Here is a 19,978-nt window from a genome sequence, read left to right as displayed (position 1 = left end):
CTAGATCGCATTACGCAGGCTGAGGTTTTCCGGATGCGGCTGCAAGTAGGCCTGCTGCGCGATGTAGCGGTCCGGGTGTTGGCGAAAGTGATGTTTGAGCAAGGTCAGCGGCACCACCAGCGGCACGATGCCGGTGCGGTATTGGCCGATGACGGTTTGCATTTCCTGCTTGTCATCGGCGCTGATGGCCTGCTTGAGGTAGCCACTGATGTGTTGCAGCACATTGGTGTGGGTGCCGCGGGTGGCGCATTTTTTCAGGCCGCTCATCAACTCGCTGAAATAGCCGGCGGCCAGTTCATCCAGGTTGATGCCCTTGCCCATGCTGCCCAGCAGGTGGCCAAGGCTTTTGTAATGCACGGGGCTGTGGGCCATCAGCAGGTATTTGTAGCGCGCGTGGAACGCCAACAGGCGGTGACGGGTGATGCCTTCAGCCAGCAATTGTTGCCAGCTGGCGTACACAAACACGCGGGTGAGGAAGTTCTCGCGCAGCACCGGGTCATTCAGCCGGCCGTCTTCTTCCACCGGCAGGTTGGGGTGGCGTGCGCAAAACGCCTGGGCATAAATGCCGCGCCCGCCGCCATCGACGGGCGTGCCGTTGTCGCGATAGACCTTGACCCGCTCCAGCCCGCACGACGGCGACTTTTGCATGAAGATATAGCCGCACAGGTCTGTGTGTTCCACCGCCATCTGCTGGCCGTAATCGTCCAGGGGCTGGGTCACATTGAGTTCACGGTGCACGGTGCCGACGGCCTGCGGATGAGCAGGGTCGCCCACCAGGCGAATCGGTTCGCGGGGGATGCCCAGGCCAATTGCGACTTCGGGGCACAACGGCACGAAGTCGAAATAGTCGGCGAGGGTTTGGCTGCACAGCAGGGATTGTTTGTGTCCGCCGTTGAAGCGCACGTTCTCGCCGAGTAGGCAGGCACTGATAGCGATCTTCGGTTTTGCGCTGCTGGACATGCTCAACCCTCTGCGAAATTCCTGTACAGATTTATAATTCTGTACAACTAAATCTCATCATAGGTTTGATGCTGTACAAGTCAAATTATTTGTATAAGTTTTTTCAGCGCCCGCTATTTCCAGCCCATGTGCCAGTCTTCGGCATTTTGCAGGGTTTGCCACGGGAGGCGTTCGGCGCGGCGGGTCATGACCGCTTGCAGTTCGATTTCGAGCACGGTGCCTTCGTCATCACGAAACAACTCGGTGACCAAAAAGTGTTTTTCCTTGTTGCGCGGGCGTGCTGCTGTCCACTTCGACAACAGCAATTTCGTCGGGTTGAGACGGTTCATTGCAGGTGTTCGATCAGGCGGCGTGCGGCTTCCTGGCCGCTGAGCCACGCGCCTTCGACCCGCCCGGACAGGCACCAGTCACCACACACGTACAAGCCCAGGTCGGCGTCGGCCAACACACCGAATTCATGCCGCTCCGACGGCCTGGCGTAGAGCCAGCGATGGGCCAGGCTGAAGGACGGCGCGGGCATGGCGCTGTGCAGCAGTTCGGCGAAGGCGCCGTGCAGGTGTTCGATCACTGCCTCTTTGGGCAGGTCGAGGTTGGCCTTGCTCCAGGCGCTGGTGGCGTGCAGCACCCAGGTGTCGAGGGTGGCGTCGCGCCCGGGTTTGCTCCGGTTGCGCGCCAGCCAGTCGAGCGGGCTGTCTTGCACAAAGCAGCCTTGCATCGGCGTATCCAGCGGTGTGTCGAAGGCGAGGGCGACGGCCCAGGTCGGGTCCATTTTCACCCCGGCGGCGGCGCTTGCAAGCTTGGGCGCGGCAGCCAGCAGGGCGGTGGCCTGGGGCGCCGGCGTGGCAATCACCACGTGGCTGAACGGGCCATGATTGCCACCGTCGGCGTCCAGCAGGTTCCAGTGCTGTTTGCCTTGGAACACTTCGGTGATGCGGCAACCGAACTCCACCGGCAAGTCATCAAGCAGCGCGCGGGTAATAGCGCTCATGCGCGGCGTGCCGACCCAGCGGATCTGCTCGTCGGGGGAGGGCGTAAGCTGGCCGGACTTGAAGTTGTACAACTGCGGTTTCCACTGTTCGGCCCAGCCGTTGCTTTGCCAGCGCTGCACTTCGTTGACGAAGCGCCGGTCGCGGGCCGTGAAGTATTGCGCGCCCATGTCCAAGGCACCGGCATCGCTGCGCTTGCTGGACATGCGGCCGCCACTGCCACGGCTTTTATCGAAGAGTTGTACAACGTGCCCCGCGTCTCGTAACGCTCGGGCGGCGGAAAGACCGGCGATGCCGGTGCCGATGATCGCGATGGGAACAGTCATGGGGGGCCTCGTTTTACCTTTGAGTACAGACTACGCCGACACCCATAGCTGTACAATATTGTTTTTTGGTATAAGTTTTGGCGTACCTGTTCTAACGGCGTGACCTATTGTTAAAGGTGAGGGGTTAAGGGTGAGGCTTGAATTGGCCTCTGAAACCAACGTAACGCCCAATTACAAAAGATCCCTGCTTATAAAATAGACTAGCGATGGGCGGCAAACGTTACATGAGGAGAAACCCATGCATATTTTGCTGACCGGCGGTACGGGCTTGATCGGTCGCCAACTCTGCCTGCACTGGCTGGCCCAGGGGCATCGCTTGACGGTGTGGAGCCGTGAGCCGGATACCGTGGCCAAATGGTGCGGTGCCGAGGTGCTCGGTGTTGGCCGCTTGCAGGACGTGATCGGCACGGTGGATGCGGTGGTCAACCTGGCCGGCGCGCCGATTGCCGATCGCCCGTGGACCAAAAAGCGCAAGGCATTGCTGTGGAGCAGCCGCATCAGCCACACCGAGACCTTGCTGGCTTGGATGCAAGGCCTGGCGCAAAAGCCGGCGGTGTTGATTTCCGGTTCTGCAGTGGGCTGGTACGGCGACGGTGGCGAGCGCGAACTGACCGAAGCCAGCGGCCCGGTGCAGGACGATTTCCCCAGCCAGTTGTGCATTGCCTGGGAAGAAACCGCGTTGCGCGCCGAAGCCTTCGGCACCCGCGTGGTGCTGGTGCGAACGGGCCTGGTGTTGTCGGCCAAGGGCGGCTTTTTGTCGCGGCTGCTGCTGCCATTCAAACTGGGGCTGGGCGGGCCGATCGGCAATGGTCGGCAGTGGATGCCGTGGGTCCATATCAAAGATCAAATCGCCCTGATTGATTTTCTTCTGCACAACGGCGATGCCAGCGGTCCTTATAATGCCTGCGCGCCACACCCGGTACGTAATCGCGAGTTCGCCAAAACCCTGGGCCAGGTGCTGCACCGCCCGGCGTTCATGCCGATGCCCGCGTTTGCCTTGAAGGTCGGCCTGGGCGAGTTGTCCGGGCTGCTGTTGGGCGGGCAGAAGGCCGTTCCCGAACGGTTGCTGGCCGCCGGCTTCACTTTTCAGTTCACTGAGTTGCACGCGGCCCTGGAAGATTTATCCAGCCGCCTCTAGCCATAGGATGTTGCATGACGGATCACGCGTTGTTACTGGTCAATCTGGGTTCACCGGCATCCACTTCGGTGGCCGATGTGCGCAGCTACCTTAATCAGTTCCTGATGGACCCTTACGTGATCGACCTGCCGTGGCCGGTGCGGCGCTTGCTGGTGTCGCTGATCCTGATCAAGCGCCCTGAGCAATCGGCGCATGCCTACGCCTCGATCTGGTGGGAAGAAGGTTCGCCGCTTGTGGTCCTGAGCCGTCGCTTGCAAGCGCAAATGACCCAGCAGTGGACCCACGGCCCGGTGGAGTTGGCGATGCGCTACGGCGAGCCGTCGCTTGAAACCACCCTCACGCGCCTCGCGGCTCAAGGCATTCAAAAAGTCACCCTGGCGCCGTTGTATCCGCAGTTCGCTGACAGCACCGTGACCACGGTGATCGAAGAAGCCAAGCGTGTGGTCCGCGACAAGAAGCTCAATGTGCAGTTTTCTATCTTGCAGCCGTTCTACGATCAGCCGGAATACCTCGACGCCTTGGTCGCCAGCGCCCGGCCGTACGTGGCGCAGGCATTCGATCACTTGTTGCTGAGCTTCCATGGGTTGCCTGAGCGCCATCTGAAAAAACTCGACCCCACAGGCCAGCATTGCTTCAAGGATGCTGACTGCTGCAAGAACGCTTCGCCCGAGGTGCTTGCCACCTGCTACCGCGCCCAGTGCTTCAGCGTGGCGCGCGACTTTGCCGCGCGCATGGGATTGCCGGAGGGCAAGTGGTCGGTGGCGTTCCAGTCACGGCTGGGCCGCGCCAAGTGGATCGAACCCTACACCGAAGCCCGCCTGGAAGCCTTGGCCGGGCAAGGCGTGAAAAAGCTGCTGGTGATGTGCCCGGCGTTTGTCGCCGACTGCATCGAGACCCTGGAGGAAATTGGCGATCGCGGTCTGGAGCAGTTCCGCGAGGCAGGGGGCGAGGAGTTGGTGCTGGTGCCGTGCTTGAACGATGACCCGCAGTGGGCGGTGGCGCTTAATACGCTGTGCGAGCGGGCGCCGTTGTCACTCTAATCAAGCCAAACACAGGCTAAATGTGGGAGCGGGCTTGCTCGCGAATGTGGTGGATCAGTCAATACATCCGGTGACTGACACTCCGCCTTCGCGAGCAAGCCCGCTCCCACATTGATGGTGCCAACTTTGAGTTTCGGTGTTTATTCGTGGTGCGGTTCGCCGAGGAAGGTCAGCGAAGTGAACAGCCCTCGGGTGGCCACGTCAGCGTTGTCCTTGAGCGCAATCTCCACCTGTGCGGCAATCACATTCAACCCTTCATTACGTACCAGCACCTGGGCGCGGCCATCCTTGTCGGTCTCCGTGCTCACGGTGTTCGGCGCATTGCGATAATCACCTACCAGCTTGATACCCGCCGCAGGCTTGCCGTCCAGCAGCACCCGCACCGGCAGCGATTTGCCTGGCCCTACGGTCAGCGGGTCGACTTCCGGCAGGATCAGCAGCTTGATCTGGTCCAGCTTGGGCAGTTTCGCCCCCGGCTGGTAAATCGCCAGGCTGTATTTGAAGGTCTGGGTCGATTGAATCGCCCCCGGCACTTGGCTGCGGCCCTGGTTGACCCACTTTTTGTCTGGCGTCTGCGACCACATGCCGTTGTCCAGGGCCACGGCCATCACGGCCGGTGATTTGAGCGGCTTGAGGCGTGCGTGGTCGGGCAGGCGCTCTACGGTCACCGGGATCATCTTGCCGCCCGCGTCATATGCCCAGGCACCGCTGATTTTCTGTGCCTTGAACGCGTTGTCCTCGGCACCGTGGCCGTAGATCACTTCGATATTGCCGCGCCGCTGTTCGGTCCACAGGCCGTGGGCCGAGACTTGGGTGGCAAACAGCAGGCCGATGACGGCCAGGGATTTGAAGGCTTGCATGTTGACGTCCTGTTACAGGTTGAGGGTCAGGCTGACGGTGAAGTTGCGCGGCTCACCGGGCATCACCCAGTAATTGCTGTAGGAGCGCTCGTAGTATTTTTCGTCAAATAAGTTATTGAGGTTCAAGCCCACGGTGACCTTGTCACTGGCCTTGTAATGGGCCAGCAGGTCGACGGTGTGATACGCCGGCAGCTCGAAGCTGCCGCCGGCCTCGCCGGAGCGATCGCCGACGTAGGTAAACGCCGCGCCCAGGTCTGAGCCGCGCAGTGCGCCGTCCTGAAACTCATACACGCCCAGCAGGCTGCCGCTGCGTTTGGCCACGCCGAGAATCCGGCTGCCGGCGGGAATGGTTTTGTCGCCTTTGGTCACTTCGGCGTCGATGTAGGCAAAGGCGCCGATCACGCGTATCGCGTCCGTCAGTTGCCCGGTCAGTTGCAGGTCAAAACCCTGGCTGCGCGCCTTGCCCATGGCGCGGTTGGTGTCGGTGGACGGGTCCAGCGCCAGCACGTTTTCTTTGTCGATATGGAAGGCGGCCAGGGTGGTGCTCAGGCGGTCGTCGAACAGCTCGCTCTTGATGCCCACTTCATAGCCCACGCCTTCTTCCGGCTTGAAGGATTTGCCGCCGGCGTCCAGGCCATTGTTGGGCTTGAACGAGGTGGAGGCGTTGGCAAACACACCGATTTGCGGCGTCAGTTGGTAGAGCAAGCCGGCGCGCTGGGTGAGGGCGTCGTGAGTCTGACGGCTCTTGGCGTGGTTGCGGGTGAAGTCGTCGGTGCTTTGCTCGAAATGCTCAAAGCGTGCGCCGACCATGCCACGCAGGCGGTCGGTGAAGATGATCTGGTCTTGCAGGTTCAACGCCTGGCTTTTGACCTGCTCGTAGAAGTCAGTGCCGGAGCGTGCGCCGCTAGGTTTGGGCTGGCCGTAGACGGGCTTGTAGATGTCGATGGGGTAGAGGCTGCCGCCGATCGCGGTGACGCGCTCCTTCTTGCGATAGTCCTCGTATTCGGTGCCGATCAGCAACTCATGCTGCCAACTGCCGATATCGAACAGGCCGCGCAGTTCAAGCTGGGTGATGCTGTCGTGCCAACCCGTGGAGCGTTCGCGGTAACGGCGATTGACCGTATGGCCGTCGGCATTCAGTGCGCGGCTTTCCGAAGCATCGCCCCACAGGCTGCCTTGTTTATAGTGGCTGGCCAGGCGCAGTTGCCAGGCGTCGTTGAGGTGATGTTCCAGGGCCGCTTGCAGGCGGTTGTTGTGGTTGCGGATGTCGCCATCGTTGGGTTCGCCCAGGAAGGTCGAGCGGGACATGCCGTGCGGCGCGACGATGCCACGGTCGAAGGTGGAGCTGTGGCGCACAAATTCGCTTTCTACCAGCAGGCGGGTGTCCGGGTCCAATTGCCAGCTGAAAGACGGTGCGACGAACACGCGCTGGGCGTCGACGTGATCGCGGAAGCTGTGGTTGTCTTCCACTGCGAGGTTGACCCGCGACAGCACGCGGCCTTCGTCGTCCAGCGGGGTGTTCACATCCAGCGCAGTGCGGTAGCGGTCCCAACTGCCGGCGCTGGTTTGCACGGTGGTGAAGGCTTCGGGCTGCGGCTTCTTGGTGACAATGTTCACGGTGCCGCCCGGATCACCACGCCCATAGAGGCTGGCGGCAGGGCCTTTGAGCACTTCGATGCGCTCGATATTGGCCGCGTCCGGTGTGCTCGGGTAGCCACGGTTGGCGCTGAAACCGTCCTGGTAAAACTCCGACGTGGTGAAGCCGCGCACGCTGTATTCGTAAAGCGTAAGGCCGCCGAAGTTGTTCTGTTTGGACACGCCGCCGGCAAATTCCAGGGCGCGCTCCACGTTGGTACTGCCCAGGTCTTTGAGCACTGAGGCAGGAATTACGCTGATCGATTGTGGGATGTCGCGCAGGGCCGTGTCCGTTTTGGTCGCGCTGGCGGAGCGGGTGGCGCGGTAGCCTGTCACCGGGCCGGTGGCAGATTCATAGGCATCGCTGGTGACGCTGATGGTGTCCAGTTCGACGCTGTTGTTTTCGGCGTAGGCGGGGTCGAGCAACAAGCCCATGGCCAGGCCAGCCAGGGGGGCAAATCTTCGAGACGGCATGATAGAGCGTTCCAATAGCAATATTGAAACAATATAACATGACTAATGAGAATGGATTTCTTTCGAAACATTAGGTTACAGGAGCCCGCGTACGGGCTCCCACAGCCGTTATTCCTCTTCTTTGACCGGCGCCGGCGGTGGCCGCAGGCCGATTTCCGCCACCAGCTTGAGCTCTTTGCCGTTGCGCATCACTTGGATGACCACCTTGTCGGTCGGCTTGATCCGCGCCACCTGGTTCATCGATTTGCGGCCATCACCGGCAGGTTCGCCGTCGATGCTCAAAATCACATCGCCCAATTGCAGGCCGGCTTTTTGCGCCGGGCCATCGCGGAAAATCCCGGCGACCACGATGCCTGGGCGACCGGTCAGGCCGAACGACTCGGCCAGTTCCTTGGTCAACGGCTGTACTTCAATGCCCATCCAGCCGCGAATCACCTGACCGTGTTCAATGATCGCCTTCATCACCTCCATCGCCAGCTTCACCGGAATCGCAAAGCCGATACCCTGGGAGCCGCCGGACTTGGAGAAGATCGCGGTGTTGATGCCGGTCAGGTTGCCATTGGCATCCACCAGCGCGCCGCCTGAGTTGCCGGGGTTGATGGCCGCGTCGGTCTGGATAAAGTCTTCGTAGCTGTTAAGCCCCAACTGGTTGCGCCCGGTGGCGCTGATAATGCCCATGGTCACGGTCTGGCCAACCCCGAAAGGGTTGCCGATGGCCAGTGCCACGTCGCCCACGCGCAGCCCTTCGGAGCGGCCGATGGTGATGGAGGGCAGGCTTTTCAAATCGATCTTGAGTACGGCGAGGTCGGTTTCCGGGTCACTGCCGACCACACGGGCCAGGGTTTCACGGCCGTCGCGCAGGGCCACGACAATCTGGTCGGCGCCCGTGGTCACGTGGTTGTTGGTGAGGATGTAGCCTTCCGGGCTCATGATCACACCCGAACCCAGGCTCGATTCCATGCGGCGTTGCTTGGGGCCGTTGTCGCCGAAATAGCGGCGAAATTGCGGGTCTTCAAACAGCGGGTGCGCCGGTTTGTTGATGACTTTGGTGGTGTACAGGTTGACCACGGCGGGCGCGGCGATGACCACGGCGTCTGCGTAGGTGACCGGGCCTTGTACCACGGAGCTGGTTTGCGGGGCCTGTTGCAGGTTCACATCAAGGCTGGGTAAGCCCACCCATTGGGGATAACGCTGAATAATCAGCATCGCGATCAGCACGCCAGCCAACAATGGCCATCCAAAAAAACGCAGTGCCTTGAGCATCAAGTAAGTCCTGACAGGTTGCAGGGGGCGGGAGAGCGCCCATAATGTCGCGCATTATACGAGGCTGCGAGCGCCTCGGAACGGGATATTTAGGAGTCTTTTATGGCTGTCCCCCTTAGCACCCTGGTCGAGGAAGCTGACCGCTACCTTGGCAGCGCAAAAATTGCCGATTATTGCCCCAATGGCCTGCAGGTCGAGGGGCGCCCGCAGGTGATGCGCATCGTCAGCGGCGTCACGGCCAGCCAGGCGTTACTGGACGCCGCCGTCGAAGCCCAGGCCGACCTGGTGCTGGTGCACCACGGTTATTTCTGGAAGGGCGAAAACCCCTGCATCACCGGCATGAAGCAGCGGCGCCTGAAAACCCTGCTCAATCACGACATCAGCCTGCTGGCCTACCACCTGCCGCTGGACCTGCACCCGGATGTGGGCAACAACGTGCAACTCGCCCGTCAGTTGGACATCACCGTCGAAGGCCCGCTGGACCCGAACAACCCGAAAATCGTCGGCCTGGTTGGCTCCCTCGCCGAACCCTTGTCGCCGCGTGATTTCGCCCGCCGCGTGCAGGACGTGATGGGGCGCGAGCCGCTGTTGATCGAAGGCAGCGAGATGATCCGCCGGGTGGGTTGGTGCACCGGCGGCGGGCAAGGTTACATCGACGATGCGATTGCCGCTGGCGTCGACCTGTACTTGAGTGGCGAAGCGTCCGAGCAAACCTTCCACAGCGCACGGGAAAACGACATCAGCTTCATTGCTGCCGGGCACCACGCCACCGAGCGTTATGGCGTGCAGGCGTTGGGTGACTATCTGGCACGGCGTTTCGCGCTGGAGCATCTGTTCATCGATTGCCCGAACCCAATCTAATGTGGGAGCTGGCCTGAACCAGTTACACCCCAAACTGTGGGGCATATTCATATACCGTTTCGATCTAGCTGGCTCCCTGAATAGAAGAAGGTGCTGTGCTAGCATGCCCCGCTCGAACACGGCCCGCTGGCCGTCCATAAGATCGTTTTTCCGTGAGTAACCATGGTCGACAAACTGACGCATCTGAAACAGCTGGAGGCGGAAAGCATCCACATCATCCGCGAGGTCGCCGCCGAGTTCGACAACCCGGTGATGCTCTACTCGATCGGTAAAGACTCCGCCGTGATGCTGCATCTGGCGCGCAAGGCCTTCTTCCCGGGCAAATTGCCGTTCCCGGTGATGCACGTCGACACCCGCTGGAAATTCCAGGAGATGTACAAGTTCCGCGACAAAATGGTCGAAGAGCTGGGCCTGGACCTGATCACCCACATCAACCCCGATGGCGTGGCGCAGAACATCAACCCGTTCACCCACGGCAGCGCCAAGCACACCGACATCATGAAGACCGAAGGCCTCAAGCAGGCCTTGGACAAGCATGGTTTCGACGCAGCCTTCGGTGGTGCCCGTCGCGATGAAGAGAAATCCCGCGCCAAAGAGCGCGTGTACTCGTTCCGCGACAGCAAACACCGCTGGGACCCGAAGAACCAGCGCCCGGAGCTGTGGAACGTCTACAACGGCAACGTCAACAAGGGTGAGTCGATCCGTGTGTTCCCGCTGTCCAACTGGACCGAGCTGGACATCTGGCAGTACATCTACCTTGAAGGCATCCCGATTGTGCCGCTGTACTTCGCCGCCGAACGCGATGTGATCGAGAAGAACGGCACGTTGATCATGATCGACGACGACCGCATCCTCCAGCACTTGTCCGACGAAGACAAAGCCCGAATCGTCAAAAAGAAAGTACGTTTCCGTACCCTTGGCTGCTACCCGTTGACGGGCGCGGTGGAGTCCGAAGCCGAGACGCTGACGGACATCATTCAGGAAATGCTCCTGACGCGAACTTCCGAGCGCCAGGGCCGGGTCATCGACCACGATGGCGCAGGCTCCATGGAAGATAAAAAACGTCAAGGCTATTTCTAAGGGGCTGTCATGTCGCACGTATCTGATTTGATCAGCGAGGACATCCTCGCCTACCTGGGCCAGCACGAGCGCAAAGAGATGTTGCGCTTCCTGACCTGCGGCAACGTCGACGACGGCAAGAGCACCCTGATCGGGCGCCTGCTGCACGACTCCAAGATGATCTACGAAGATCACCTGGAAGCCATTACCCGTGATTCGAAAAAATCCGGCACCACCGGCGATGATATCGACCTGGCCTTGCTGGTCGACGGCCTGCAGGCTGAGCGTGAGCAGGGCATCACCATCGATGTTGCCTACCGCTACTTCTCCACCGCCAAGCGTAAATTCATCATCGCCGACACCCCCGGCCATGAGCAGTACACCCGCAACATGGCCACCGGTGCGTCCACCTGTGACCTGGCGATCATTCTGATCGACGCCCGCTACGGCGTGCAGACCCAGACCCGCCGCCACAGCTATATCGCCTCGTTGCTGGGCATCAAGCACATCGTGATTGCCGTCAACAAGATGGACATCAATGGCTTCGACCAAAGCGTGTTCGAGTCGATCAAGGCCGATTACCTGAAGTTCGCCGAAGGCATTGCGTTCAAACCGAGCACCATGGCGTTCGTGCCGATGTCGGCGCTCAAGGGCGACAACGTGGTGAACAAGAGCGAGCGTTCGCCCTGGTACACTGGCCAGTCGCTGATGGAGATTCTCGAAACCGTCGAGATCGCCAACGACCGCAACTACACCGACCTGCGTTTTCCGGTGCAGTACGTCAACCGCCCTAACCTGAACTTCCGTGGTTTCGCCGGCACCCTGGCCAGCGGCATCGTGCACAAGGGCGATGAAGTGGTGGTGTTGCCGTCGGGCAAGAGCAGCCGCGTCAAATCCATCGTCACCTTCGAAGGTGAGCTGGAACACGCAGGCCCAGGCCAGGCCGTGACCCTGACCATGGAAGACGAGATCGACATCTCCCGTGGCGACCTGCTGGTGCATGCCGACAACGTGCCGCAAGTCACCGACGCTTTCGACGCCATGCTGGTGTGGATGGCCGAAGAGCCGATGCTGCCGGGCAAGAAATACGACATCAAGCGCGCCACCAGCTACGTGCCGGGTTCGATCACCAGCATCGTGCACCGCGTGGACGTGAACACCCTGGCCGAAGGCCCGGCAAGTTCGCTGCAACTGAACGAGATTGGCCGGGTCAAGGTCAGCCTCGACGCCGCCATTGCGTTGGATGGCTATGACAGCAACCGCACCACCGGTGCGTTTATCGTCATCGACCGTTTGACCAACGGCACCGTGGCTGCGGGCATGATCATCGCGCCGCCGGTGGGCCATGGTGGCACTGCGCAACACGGCAACCTCGCCCATGTAGCCACCGAAGAACGCGCCCTGCGCTTCGGCCAGCAACCGGCCACCGTGTTGTTCAGCGGCCTGTCCGGCGCCGGCAAAAGCACCTTGGCCTATGCAGTTGAGCGCAAGCTGTTCGACATGGGCCGTGCGGTGTTCGTACTGGATGGCCAGAACCTGCGCCACGACCTGAACAAGGGCTTGCCGCAGGACCGCGCCGGGCGTACTGAAAACTGGCGCCGTGCTGCTCACGTGGCGCGTCAGTTCAACGAAGCGGGGCTGTTGACCCTGGCCGCGTTTGTGGCGCCGGATGCCGAAGGCCGTGAACAGGCCAAGTCGTTGATCGGCAGCGACCGCTTGCTCACCGTTTACGTGCAAGCCTCGCCGCTGGTGTGCGCCGAACGTGATCCGCAGGGCCTGTACGCAGCGGGTGGGGATAACATCCCTGGCGAGTCTTTCCCGTACGACGTGCCGTTGAATGCCGACTTGGTGATCGACACCCAGGCCACGTCGCTGGAAGACAGCGTCAAGCAAGTGCTGGAGCTGTTGCGTCAGCGCGGCGCGATCTAAACCTCGCCGCCGCAAAAAAGCCCGCTACCGATGATTCGGTGGCGGGCTTTTTCATGGACTCTTGAAAACAACTCGGTCAAATGTGCGAGCGGGCTTGCTCGCGAAAGCGGAGTGTCAGTCAATACATGTGTGGCTGAACCACCGTATTCGCGAGCAAGCCCGCTTCCACATTTTGATCACTTGTTATCCGGGAAGTCTGTGTGCAGTTTGGCCAGCAGTTGGTCTTTGTCTTCCCACAGCTGGTTAATCCACCCCTGGAACGCCAACCGATACTCCCCATCCTGCTCATAATTCTTGCCGATAAACCCGGCCGGAATCTGCACTTCTTCAAAGTGCACCACCACGTCCTTCACATTCCCGCACAACAAATCCCAATACCCTGGGCGTCCGGCCGGGTAGTGGATGGTCACGTTCACCAATGACTTGAGCTGCTCGCCCATGGCATCCAGCACAAACGCAATGCCACCGGCCTTGGGCTTGAGCAGGTAACGGAACGGCGATTTCTGTTGTGCATGCTTGCCCGGCGTAAACCGCGTGCCCTCGGCAAAGTTGAAAATACCCACAGGGTTGTCGCGAAACTTCGCACAGGTCTTACGCGTGGTTTCCAGGTCTTTGCCTTTCTTCTCCGGGTGCTTCTCCAGGTACGCCTTGGTGTAGCGCTTCATGAACGGGAAGCCCAGCGCCCACCAGGCCAGGCCGATCACCGGCACCCAGATCAGTTCTTGTTTGAGGAAGAACTTCAGCGGGCGAATGCGCCGATTGAGTACGTATTGCAGCACCATGATGTCGACCCAGCTCTGGTGGTTGCTGGTCACCAGATACGAGTGCTGGTAGTCCAGGCCTTCAAGGCCCTTCAGGTGCCAGCGCGTGCGCCGCACCAGGTTCATCCAGCCCTTGTTATTGGTCACCCAGGCTTCGTGCGTATGGTTCATCAGCCATTCGCTGAAGCGTTTGGCAAATGGCAGCGCCTTGAACAGCGCGACGATAAACAGGAACGAACACAGGAGGATCGTGTTCAGCGCCAACAACAAGGACGCGATGACCCCGCGCACGGCGGCAGGTAGAAAATCCAGCATTTAGATATCCATAGGTCGGTTGGCGGCTTGGATCGCCGTCAGGGCGATGGTGTACACGATGTCGTCCACTTGTGCGCCGCGCGGCAGGTCGTTCACTGGTTTGCGCAGGCCTTGCAGCATTGGCCCCAGGCTCACGCAATCGGCGCTGCGTTGCACGGCCTTGTGCGTGGTGTTGCCGGTGTTCAGGTCCGGGAACACAAACACCGTGGCCTTGCCGGCGACCTGGCTGTTGGGCGCCAACTGCCTTGCCACGGTTTCATTGGCGGCGGCATCGTACTGCAATGGGCCGTCGATCAGCAGCGAGCTTTGCTGTTCGTGGGCGAGCAGGGTGGCTTCGCGGACTTTTTCGACTTCTTCGCCGCTGGCCGAATCACCGCTGGAATAGCTGATCATCGCCACCCGTGGCGTAATGCCGAACGCGGCGGCGGAGTCGGCACTTTGCAGGGCGATTTCCGCCAGCTCCACGGCGCTGGGGTGCGGATTCATCACGCAGTCGCCGTATACCAGCACCTGCTCGGGGAACAGCATGAAGAACACCGACGACACCAAGGTGCAGCCCGGCGCCGTTTTGATCAGCTGCAGGGCAGGGCGGATAGTGTTGGCGGTGGAGTGAATCACCCCGGAGACCAGGCCGTCCACTTCGTCCAGTGCGAGCATCATGGTGGCGATCACCACCGTGTCTTCCAATTGTTGCTCGGCCATCGGCGCGTTGAGGCTCTTGCTCTTGCGCAGTGCGACCATCGGCTCGACGTAGCGTTGGCGAATCAGGTCCGGGTCGAGAATCTCCAGGCCTTCGGGCAGTTCGATGCCGTGGGCGCGGGCGACGGCTTCCACATCGGCAGGTTTGGCCAGCAGCACGCAGCGCGCAATGCCGCGGGCCTGGCAGATGGCGGCGGCCTGCACGGTCAACGGCTCGCTGCCTTCGGGCAATACGATGCGCTTGTTGGCGGCCTGGGCGCGCTGGATCAACTGATAGCGAAACACCGCCGGCGACAGGCGCATTTCCCGTGGCGTGCCGCAGCGTTGGTGCAGCCAGCGCGCATCGAGGTGGCTGGCGACGAAATCGGTGATGATCTCCGCACGCTCGCGGTCATCAATCGGGATTTCCTTGTTCAGGCTATTGAGCTGGTTCGCCGTGTCGTAGGAACCGGTACTTACCGACAACACCGGCAGCCCGGCCTGGAAGGCGCCACGGCACAAATCCATGATGCGCGGGTCGGGCAGGGTGTCGCTGGTCAGCAACAAACCGGCCAGGGGCACGCCGTTGATTGCGGCCAGGCTGACGGCGAGGATGATGTCGTCACGGTCGCCCGGCGTTACCACCAGCACGCCCGGCTTGAGCAGCTCCACGGTATTACGCATGGTGCGCGCGCAAATGATGATCTTGGTCATGCGCCGGGTTTCGTAGTCGCCGGCGTTGAGGATCTGCGCGCCCATCAGGTCGGCCACGTCGCGGGTGCGCGGGGCGTTGAGTTCGGGCTGGTAAGGGATGCAGCCGAGCAGGCGGAAATCGCCGCTGCGCAACAGGGGCGAATGCTCCTTGAGGCGCGCCGAGAAGGCTTCCATGCTTTCGTCGGTGCGCACCTTGTTGAGGATCACACCCAGCACTTTCGGGTCCTTGGGGCCGCCGAACAGTTGGGCCTGCAATTCCACACGGCCCGAGAGCTCGGTGAGCACTTCGTTCTCCGGCGCCGACACCAGGATCACTTCGGCGTCCAGGCTCTTGGCCAGGTGCAGGTTGACCCGCGCCGCATAGCTGGCGCTGCGGGTCGGCACCATGCCTTCGACGATCAGCACGTCCTTGCCTACGGCGGCCTGCTGGTACAGGGTGATGATTTCTTCGAGCAACTCGTCGAGCTGGCCGTCGCCGAGCATGCGCTCCACATGGGCCAGGCCCAAGGGGTGTGGTGGCTTCAGGCCGTGGGTGCGCGCCACCAGTTCGGTGGAGCGCTCGGGGCCGGTGTCGCCCGGATGTGGCTGGGCAATCGGTTTGAAGAAGCCGACTTTCAGCCCGGCCCGCTCAAGGGTACGCACCAGCCCAAGGCTGATGGAGGTCAGACCCACACCAAAATCGGTGGGCGCGATAAAAAAAGTCTGCATGCGAATTCTCTGGAGGTGCATGGCTTCGGTGGCGCTCTATGGCTGAGCGCCTACCGGGAATCAGGCACCAAGGTTATCGTTATTCAGGCGCTTGCGCACACCAGCCGCACGTAAAGGGTTGGCCTATTTTTTCAAGGCGTTGCGCAGCATCCAGTACCCAGGCGCGCGACTGCCATGGCGGCTGGTGGCGCAGGTGCTGGGTGTGGCCGCAGGACAGCTCGGCCACCCAGTGGCCGTCGCCGTCCTGGTGGAAGCCGAGGATGAAGGATGCCGTTGATCGGCTCCGTCTGTCCGGGTTCTGTTCGCTTTCGGGCAAATCCTTGTTTAGACTTGTCCGTTCTTCATTCTTATGCAAAAGGTCTCGCCCCATGACGATCGCCGCTAACAAGGCTGTCTCCATCGACTATACCCTGACCAACGACGCTGGTGAGGTCATCGACAGCTCCGCCGGCGGCGCGCCGCTGGTCTACCTGCAAGGCGCAGGTAACATCATCCCGGGCCTGGAGAAGGCTCTGGAAGGCAAAAGCGTCGGTGACGAACTGACTGTCGCCGTAGAACCTGAAGATGCCTACGGCGAATACTCCGCCGAACTGGTCAGCACCCTGAGCCGCAGCATGTTCGAAGGTGTTGATGAGCTGGAAGTGGGCATGCAGTTCCACGCATCCGCCCCGGACGGCCAGATGCAGATCGTCACCATCCGTGATCTGGACGGCGACGACGTGACTGTCGACGGCAACCACCCTCTGGCTGGCCAGCGCCTGAACTTCCAAGTGAAGATCGTTGCCATCCGCGACGCATCCCAGGAAGAAGTGGCCCACGGCCACGTCCACGGTGAAGGCGGTCACCACCATTGATTGTGGTTTGATCAATAGGTAGCAAAAACGCCCCGACTGGTTCGGGGCTTTTTTTTGCGCCTGAAAATACACCGCAGTTCAGGTGTGGGAGCGGGCTTGCCCGCGATGAGGGCGTGTCAGCCACCCTATTCACCACTGACCCACTGCAATCGCGGGCAAGCCCGCTCCCACATGTTGATCAGTGTGCACCCCTCGTTATTGAGCACAAACAAAAATGCCCCGGACCTTTCGGTACGGGGCATTTCTTAACTGTTACGCAACCTGAGTTACGTGGCAGTTGTTACCACTTAGGCTGCTGCAGCGACGTTCAGAGCCTTGATGTGGCCATTCAGGCGGCTCTTATGACGAGCGGCTTTGTTCTTGTGGATGATGCCTTTATCGGCCATACGGTCGATAACAGGCACAGCCAGAACGTAAGCAGCTTGAGCTTTTTCAGCGTCTTTGGTGTCGATGGCTTTAACTACATTCTTGATGTAGGTACGAACCATGGAACGCAGGCTGGCGTTGTGGCTGCGACGCTTCTCAGCCTGTTTTGCACGTTTTTTGGCGGAAGGTGTGTTGGCCACCGTCGAGCTCCTCGAAAGACTTTTTAGGAAATAGCAAACAAAATAGGCCGCGAATCATGCCGATGACTTGATGGGTTGTCAAGGGCGGCTGATGCGAACTGCTGAGTGGTCGATCTGAAGAGGCGGGTGATTTATTTCCGGCGCTTGACCTGTAAACTCGCGAGCTTTGGCTCTGTGCTGTTGCAGGCGCGCAGTATCGCATAAGTGGGCGCTTTGTTCGCCTGCTCTTTATCTAAAGGCGCAAACTCTTTCAATGAATCTGCTCAAATCGTTGGCTGCCGTCAGCTCTATCACAATGATCTCCCGGGTTTTGGGGTTTGTGCGTGACACCCTGCTGGCACGCATTTTCGGCGCCAGCATGGCCACGGATGCCTTCTTTATTGCCTTTAAACTGCCCAACCTGCTGCGGCGGATCTTCGCCGAGGGCGCATTTTCCCAGGCGTTCGTGCCGATCCTGGCCGAATACAAAACCCAGCAGGGCGAAGAAGCGACCCGTACCTTTATTGCCTATGTCTCGGGCCTGCTGACCCTGGTACTGATGCTGGTAACCCTCGTCGGCATGCTCGCCGCGCCCTGGGTGATCTGGGCCACGGCCCCCGGTTTTGCCAACACCCCGGAAAAATTCGCGCTGACCACTGACCTGCTGCGCGTGACCTTTCCTTATATATTGCTGATCTCGCTGTCATCCCTGGCCGGGGCGATCCTCAATACCTGGAACCGTTTCTCGGTACCGGCCTTCGTGCCGACATTGCTGAACGTCAGCATGATTATTTTTGCGCTGTTCCTGACGCCGTACTTCGATCCACCGGTCATGGCCCTGGGCTGGGCGGTGCTGGCCGGCGGCCTGGCGCAGCTGCTGTACCAACTGCCGCACCTGAAAAAAATCGGCATGCTGGTGCTGCCGCGCCTGAACCTCAAGGACACCGGCGTATGGCGCGTGATGCGCAATATGTTGCCGGCGATCCTGGGGGTGTCGGTGAGCCAGATTTCCCTGATCATCAACACCGCGTTCGCATCCTTGCTGGTGTCCGGTTCGGTCTCCTGGATGTACTACGCCGATCGCTTGATGGAGTTGCCGTCCGGCGTACTGGGTGTGGCCTTGGGCACAATCTTGCTGCCGACGCTGTCGCGCACCTATGCCAGCAAGGACCGCCAGGAGTACTCGCGCATCCTCGACTGGGGCCTGCGCCTGTGCTTTATGCTGGTGTTGCCGTGTTCCCTGGCCCTGGGCATTCTGGCTGAGCCGTTGACCGTGTCGTTGTTCCAATACGGCCAGTTCAGCGCGTTTGACGCGTCAATGACCCAGCGCGCGCTGGTCGCTTACTCCGTCGGCCTGCTCGGCATTATCGTGATCAAAGTGCTGGCGCCGGGCTTCTACGCCCAGCAAAACATCCGCACGCCGGTCAAGATCGCAATCTTCACCTTGATCGTCACGCAACTGCTCAACCTGGTGTTTATCGGCCCGTTGGCCCATGCCGGCCTGGCCCTGGCCATCAGCGCGGGTGCCTGCATCAACGCAGGGCTGCTGTTTTATCAACTGCGCAAGCAGCAGATGTATCAGCCGCAGCCGGGCTGGGGCCTGTTTGCTCTCAAGCTGCTGGTGGCGGTGGCGATGATGTCGGCGGTGTTGTTGGGCCTGATGCACTTCATGCCCGCCTGGGATCAAGGCCATATGCTTGAACGCTTCATGCGCCTGGGTGTTCTGGTTGTTGCGGGTGTGGTGGTGTACTTCGGGATGTTGCTGATGCAAGGCTTCCGTCTGCGTGATTTCAATCGAAAGTCGCTTGGCTAGAGACTTTGCCGTGATAAAACGGTTGTTTTATCGATTCGATCCATTTGGCCTGCGCTGTTGCCTGTCGTCCGGGGCCGGGTGTGGTTATAATCGACCACTTTATGAGCAAGAAGCGCGTTATGCAGCTGGTTCGAGGTCTCCACAACCTGCGCCCCGAGCATCGGGGCTGCGTCGCCACTATTGGCAACTTTGACGGTGTTCACCGTGGCCACCAGGCTATCCTGGGTCGGCTGCGTGAACGTGCGATCGAGTTGGGCGTGCCCAGCTGCGTGGTGATTTTTGAGCCACAGCCGCGGGAATACTTTACCCCCGAGACGGCGCCGGCCCGCTTGGCCCGCCTGCGCGACAAGCTGCAACTGCTGGCTGAAGAGGGCGTTGACCGTGTGCTGTGCCTGGCTTTCAACCAGCGCTTGCAGAGCCTCAGCGCCGCCGAGTTCGTCGACCGCATCCTGGTCGATGGCCTGGGCGTGCAGCACCTGGAGGTCGGCGACGACTTCCGTTTCGGCTGCGACCGCGTCGGCGATTTCGACTTCCTGCAACACGCCGGTGTGAATCAAGGTTTTACCGTCGAAGCCGCGCAAACCGTCGAACTGGACGGCCTGCGCGTGAGCAGTACCCAGGTGCGTAACGCCCTGGCGGCAGCCGACTTCGCCTTGGCCGAGCGTTTGCTCGGTCGCCCGTTCCGCATTGCCGGGCGGGTATTGCACGGCCAGAAGCTGGCGCGCCAACTGGGCACGCCAACCGCCAACGTGCAGCTCAAACGTCGTCGTGTGCCGCTCACCGGGGTTTACCTGGTGAGTGTCGACATCGACGGCCAATCGTGGCCGGGAGTCGCCAATATAGGCGTCAGGCCCACGGTTGCAGGTGATGGCAAGGCCCACCTGGAAGTTCACCTTTTGGATTTTGCCGGTGATTTGTATGACCGGCGTTTAACGGTGGTTTTCCACCAGAAGCTGCGTGAAGAGCAGCGTTTCGCCTCCCTTGAGGCGTTGAAAACGGCGATCAATGCGGATGTCGCCGCCGCCCGTGCACTAGCCGCACCTAGCGCCCATCGCTAAC

Annotated in this window: 18 protein-coding genes; 8 read left to right on the top strand and 10 right to left on the bottom strand. The window is 60.7% G+C overall.

All coding sequences use genetic code 11. From position 1 onward, the window contains the following. The 3 genes from BFP92_RS11955 to BFP92_RS11945 all read right to left on the bottom strand — a co-directional run bounded on the left by BFP92_RS11955 (window position 1) and on the right by BFP92_RS11945 (window position 2,272). On the bottom strand, window positions 1-960 hold the full coding sequence (locus BFP92_RS11955; RefSeq protein WP_065929641.1) for a YbgA family protein: 960 nt from the start codon (window positions 958-960) through the stop codon (window positions 1-3). A gap of 113 nt (window positions 961-1,073) precedes the next feature. Continuing rightward, window positions 1,074-1,289: a TIGR02450 family Trp-rich protein gene (locus tag BFP92_RS11950; protein ID WP_065929640.1), complete on the bottom strand. Its 216-nt coding sequence runs from the start codon at window positions 1,287-1,289 to the stop codon at window positions 1,074-1,076. After that, complete coding sequence (locus BFP92_RS11945; protein WP_017137621.1) at window positions 1,286-2,272, bottom strand: NAD(P)/FAD-dependent oxidoreductase; 987 nt, start codon at window positions 2,270-2,272, stop codon at window positions 1,286-1,288. The genes BFP92_RS11950 and BFP92_RS11945 overlap by 4 nt, the downstream gene beginning before the upstream one ends. Before the next feature lie 238 nt (window positions 2,273-2,510). Here BFP92_RS11945 and BFP92_RS11940 point away from each other — a divergent pair, with 238 nt between their 5' ends. Both BFP92_RS11940 and hemH read left to right on the top strand, forming a co-directional pair. Continuing rightward, window positions 2,511-3,410 (top strand): TIGR01777 family oxidoreductase, encoded by a 900-nt coding sequence (locus BFP92_RS11940; RefSeq protein WP_065929639.1) that lies wholly within the window; start codon window positions 2,511-2,513, stop codon window positions 3,408-3,410. A gap of 14 nt (window positions 3,411-3,424) precedes the next feature. After that, window positions 3,425-4,450: a ferrochelatase gene (gene hemH, locus BFP92_RS11935; RefSeq protein ID WP_065929638.1), complete on the top strand. Its 1,026-nt coding sequence runs from the start codon at window positions 3,425-3,427 to the stop codon at window positions 4,448-4,450. A gap of 140 nt (window positions 4,451-4,590) precedes the next feature. Here hemH and BFP92_RS11930 read toward each other — a convergent pair whose 3' ends face one another. The 3 genes from BFP92_RS11930 to algW all read right to left on the bottom strand — a co-directional run bounded on the left by BFP92_RS11930 (window position 4,591) and on the right by algW (window position 8,682). Beyond that, window positions 4,591-5,310 carry a DUF4198 domain-containing protein gene (locus BFP92_RS11930; RefSeq protein WP_065929637.1) on the bottom strand — a complete coding sequence of 240 codons (720 nt, stop codon included), beginning with the start codon at window positions 5,308-5,310 and terminating at the stop codon, window positions 4,591-4,593. Between the two features lie 12 nt (window positions 5,311-5,322). Continuing rightward, on the bottom strand, window positions 5,323-7,419 hold the full coding sequence (locus BFP92_RS11925) for a TonB-dependent siderophore receptor (RefSeq protein ID WP_065929636.1): 2,097 nt from the start codon (window positions 7,417-7,419) through the stop codon (window positions 5,323-5,325). Between the two features lie 108 nt (window positions 7,420-7,527). Further along, on the bottom strand, window positions 7,528-8,682 hold the full coding sequence (gene algW, locus BFP92_RS11920) for a Do family serine endopeptidase AlgW (RefSeq protein WP_056859113.1): 1,155 nt from the start codon (window positions 8,680-8,682) through the stop codon (window positions 7,528-7,530). Between the two features lie 102 nt (window positions 8,683-8,784). Between algW and BFP92_RS11915 the strand changes: the two genes are divergently transcribed. The 3 genes from BFP92_RS11915 (at window position 8,785) to cysN (ending at window position 12,531) form a co-directional block, all read left to right on the top strand. Beyond that, complete coding sequence (locus tag BFP92_RS11915) at window positions 8,785-9,543, top strand: Nif3-like dinuclear metal center hexameric protein (RefSeq protein WP_065929635.1); 759 nt, start codon at window positions 8,785-8,787, stop codon at window positions 9,541-9,543. A gap of 162 nt (window positions 9,544-9,705) precedes the next feature. Next, the gene (gene cysD, locus BFP92_RS11910; protein WP_065929634.1) at window positions 9,706-10,623 is read left to right on the top strand and encodes a sulfate adenylyltransferase subunit CysD; all 918 of its coding nucleotides are present in this window, start codon (window positions 9,706-9,708) and stop codon (window positions 10,621-10,623) included. Window positions 10,624-10,632: 9 nt separating this feature from the next. Continuing rightward, window positions 10,633-12,531 carry a sulfate adenylyltransferase subunit CysN gene (gene cysN, locus BFP92_RS11905; protein WP_065929633.1) on the top strand — a complete coding sequence of 633 codons (1,899 nt, stop codon included), beginning with the start codon at window positions 10,633-10,635 and terminating at the stop codon, window positions 12,529-12,531. Window positions 12,532-12,707: 176 nt separating this feature from the next. Here the strand turns inward: cysN and BFP92_RS11900 are convergent, their stop codons facing one another. The 3 genes from BFP92_RS11900 to BFP92_RS30400 all read right to left on the bottom strand — a co-directional run bounded on the left by BFP92_RS11900 (window position 12,708) and on the right by BFP92_RS30400 (window position 16,077). Continuing rightward, entirely contained in the window at window positions 12,708-13,607 is a 900-nt protein-coding gene (locus BFP92_RS11900) for an acyltransferase (protein ID WP_065929632.1), read from the bottom strand. Beyond that, on the bottom strand, window positions 13,608-15,707 hold the full coding sequence (gene pta, locus BFP92_RS11895) for a phosphate acetyltransferase (RefSeq protein ID WP_065929631.1): 2,100 nt from the start codon (window positions 15,705-15,707) through the stop codon (window positions 13,608-13,610). A gap of 79 nt (window positions 15,708-15,786) precedes the next feature. Further along, window positions 15,787-16,077: a DUF3565 domain-containing protein gene (locus BFP92_RS30400; RefSeq protein WP_341865562.1), complete on the bottom strand. Its 291-nt coding sequence runs from the start codon at window positions 16,075-16,077 to the stop codon at window positions 15,787-15,789. On the opposite strand from BFP92_RS30400, the gene BFP92_RS11885 reads away from it, so the two are divergent. Next, window positions 16,076-16,561, top strand: a complete 486-nt coding sequence (locus BFP92_RS11885; protein WP_027606858.1) for an FKBP-type peptidyl-prolyl cis-trans isomerase — start codon at window positions 16,076-16,078, stop codon at window positions 16,559-16,561. The genes BFP92_RS30400 and BFP92_RS11885 overlap by 2 nt on opposite strands. Window positions 16,562-16,848: 287 nt before the next feature. Here BFP92_RS11885 and rpsT read toward each other — a convergent pair whose 3' ends face one another. Beyond that, window positions 16,849-17,127: a 30S ribosomal protein S20 gene (rpsT, locus tag BFP92_RS11880; RefSeq protein WP_003171647.1), complete on the bottom strand. Its 279-nt coding sequence runs from the start codon at window positions 17,125-17,127 to the stop codon at window positions 16,849-16,851. A 253-nt stretch (window positions 17,128-17,380) separates the two neighbouring features. Between rpsT and murJ the strand changes: the two genes are divergently transcribed. Both murJ and ribF read left to right on the top strand, forming a co-directional pair. Next, a complete protein-coding gene (murJ, locus tag BFP92_RS11875) occupies window positions 17,381-18,919 on the top strand; it encodes a murein biosynthesis integral membrane protein MurJ (protein WP_065929629.1) in 1,539 nt (512 codons plus the stop codon). A gap of 119 nt (window positions 18,920-19,038) precedes the next feature. After that, window positions 19,039-19,977 (top strand): bifunctional riboflavin kinase/FAD synthetase, encoded by a 939-nt coding sequence (ribF, locus tag BFP92_RS11870; RefSeq protein WP_065929628.1) that lies wholly within the window; start codon window positions 19,039-19,041, stop codon window positions 19,975-19,977. Window position 19,978 lies beyond the last annotated feature (1 nt).

Origin of the sequence: Pseudomonas sp. 58 R 3, assembly GCF_900006605.1 — a bacterium.
GTDB lineage: Bacteria > Pseudomonadota > Gammaproteobacteria > Pseudomonadales > Pseudomonadaceae > Aquipseudomonas > Aquipseudomonas salomonii.
Note: the sequence above shows the minus strand (reverse complement) of the source record. Positions and strands in the feature narration are given on the sequence as shown.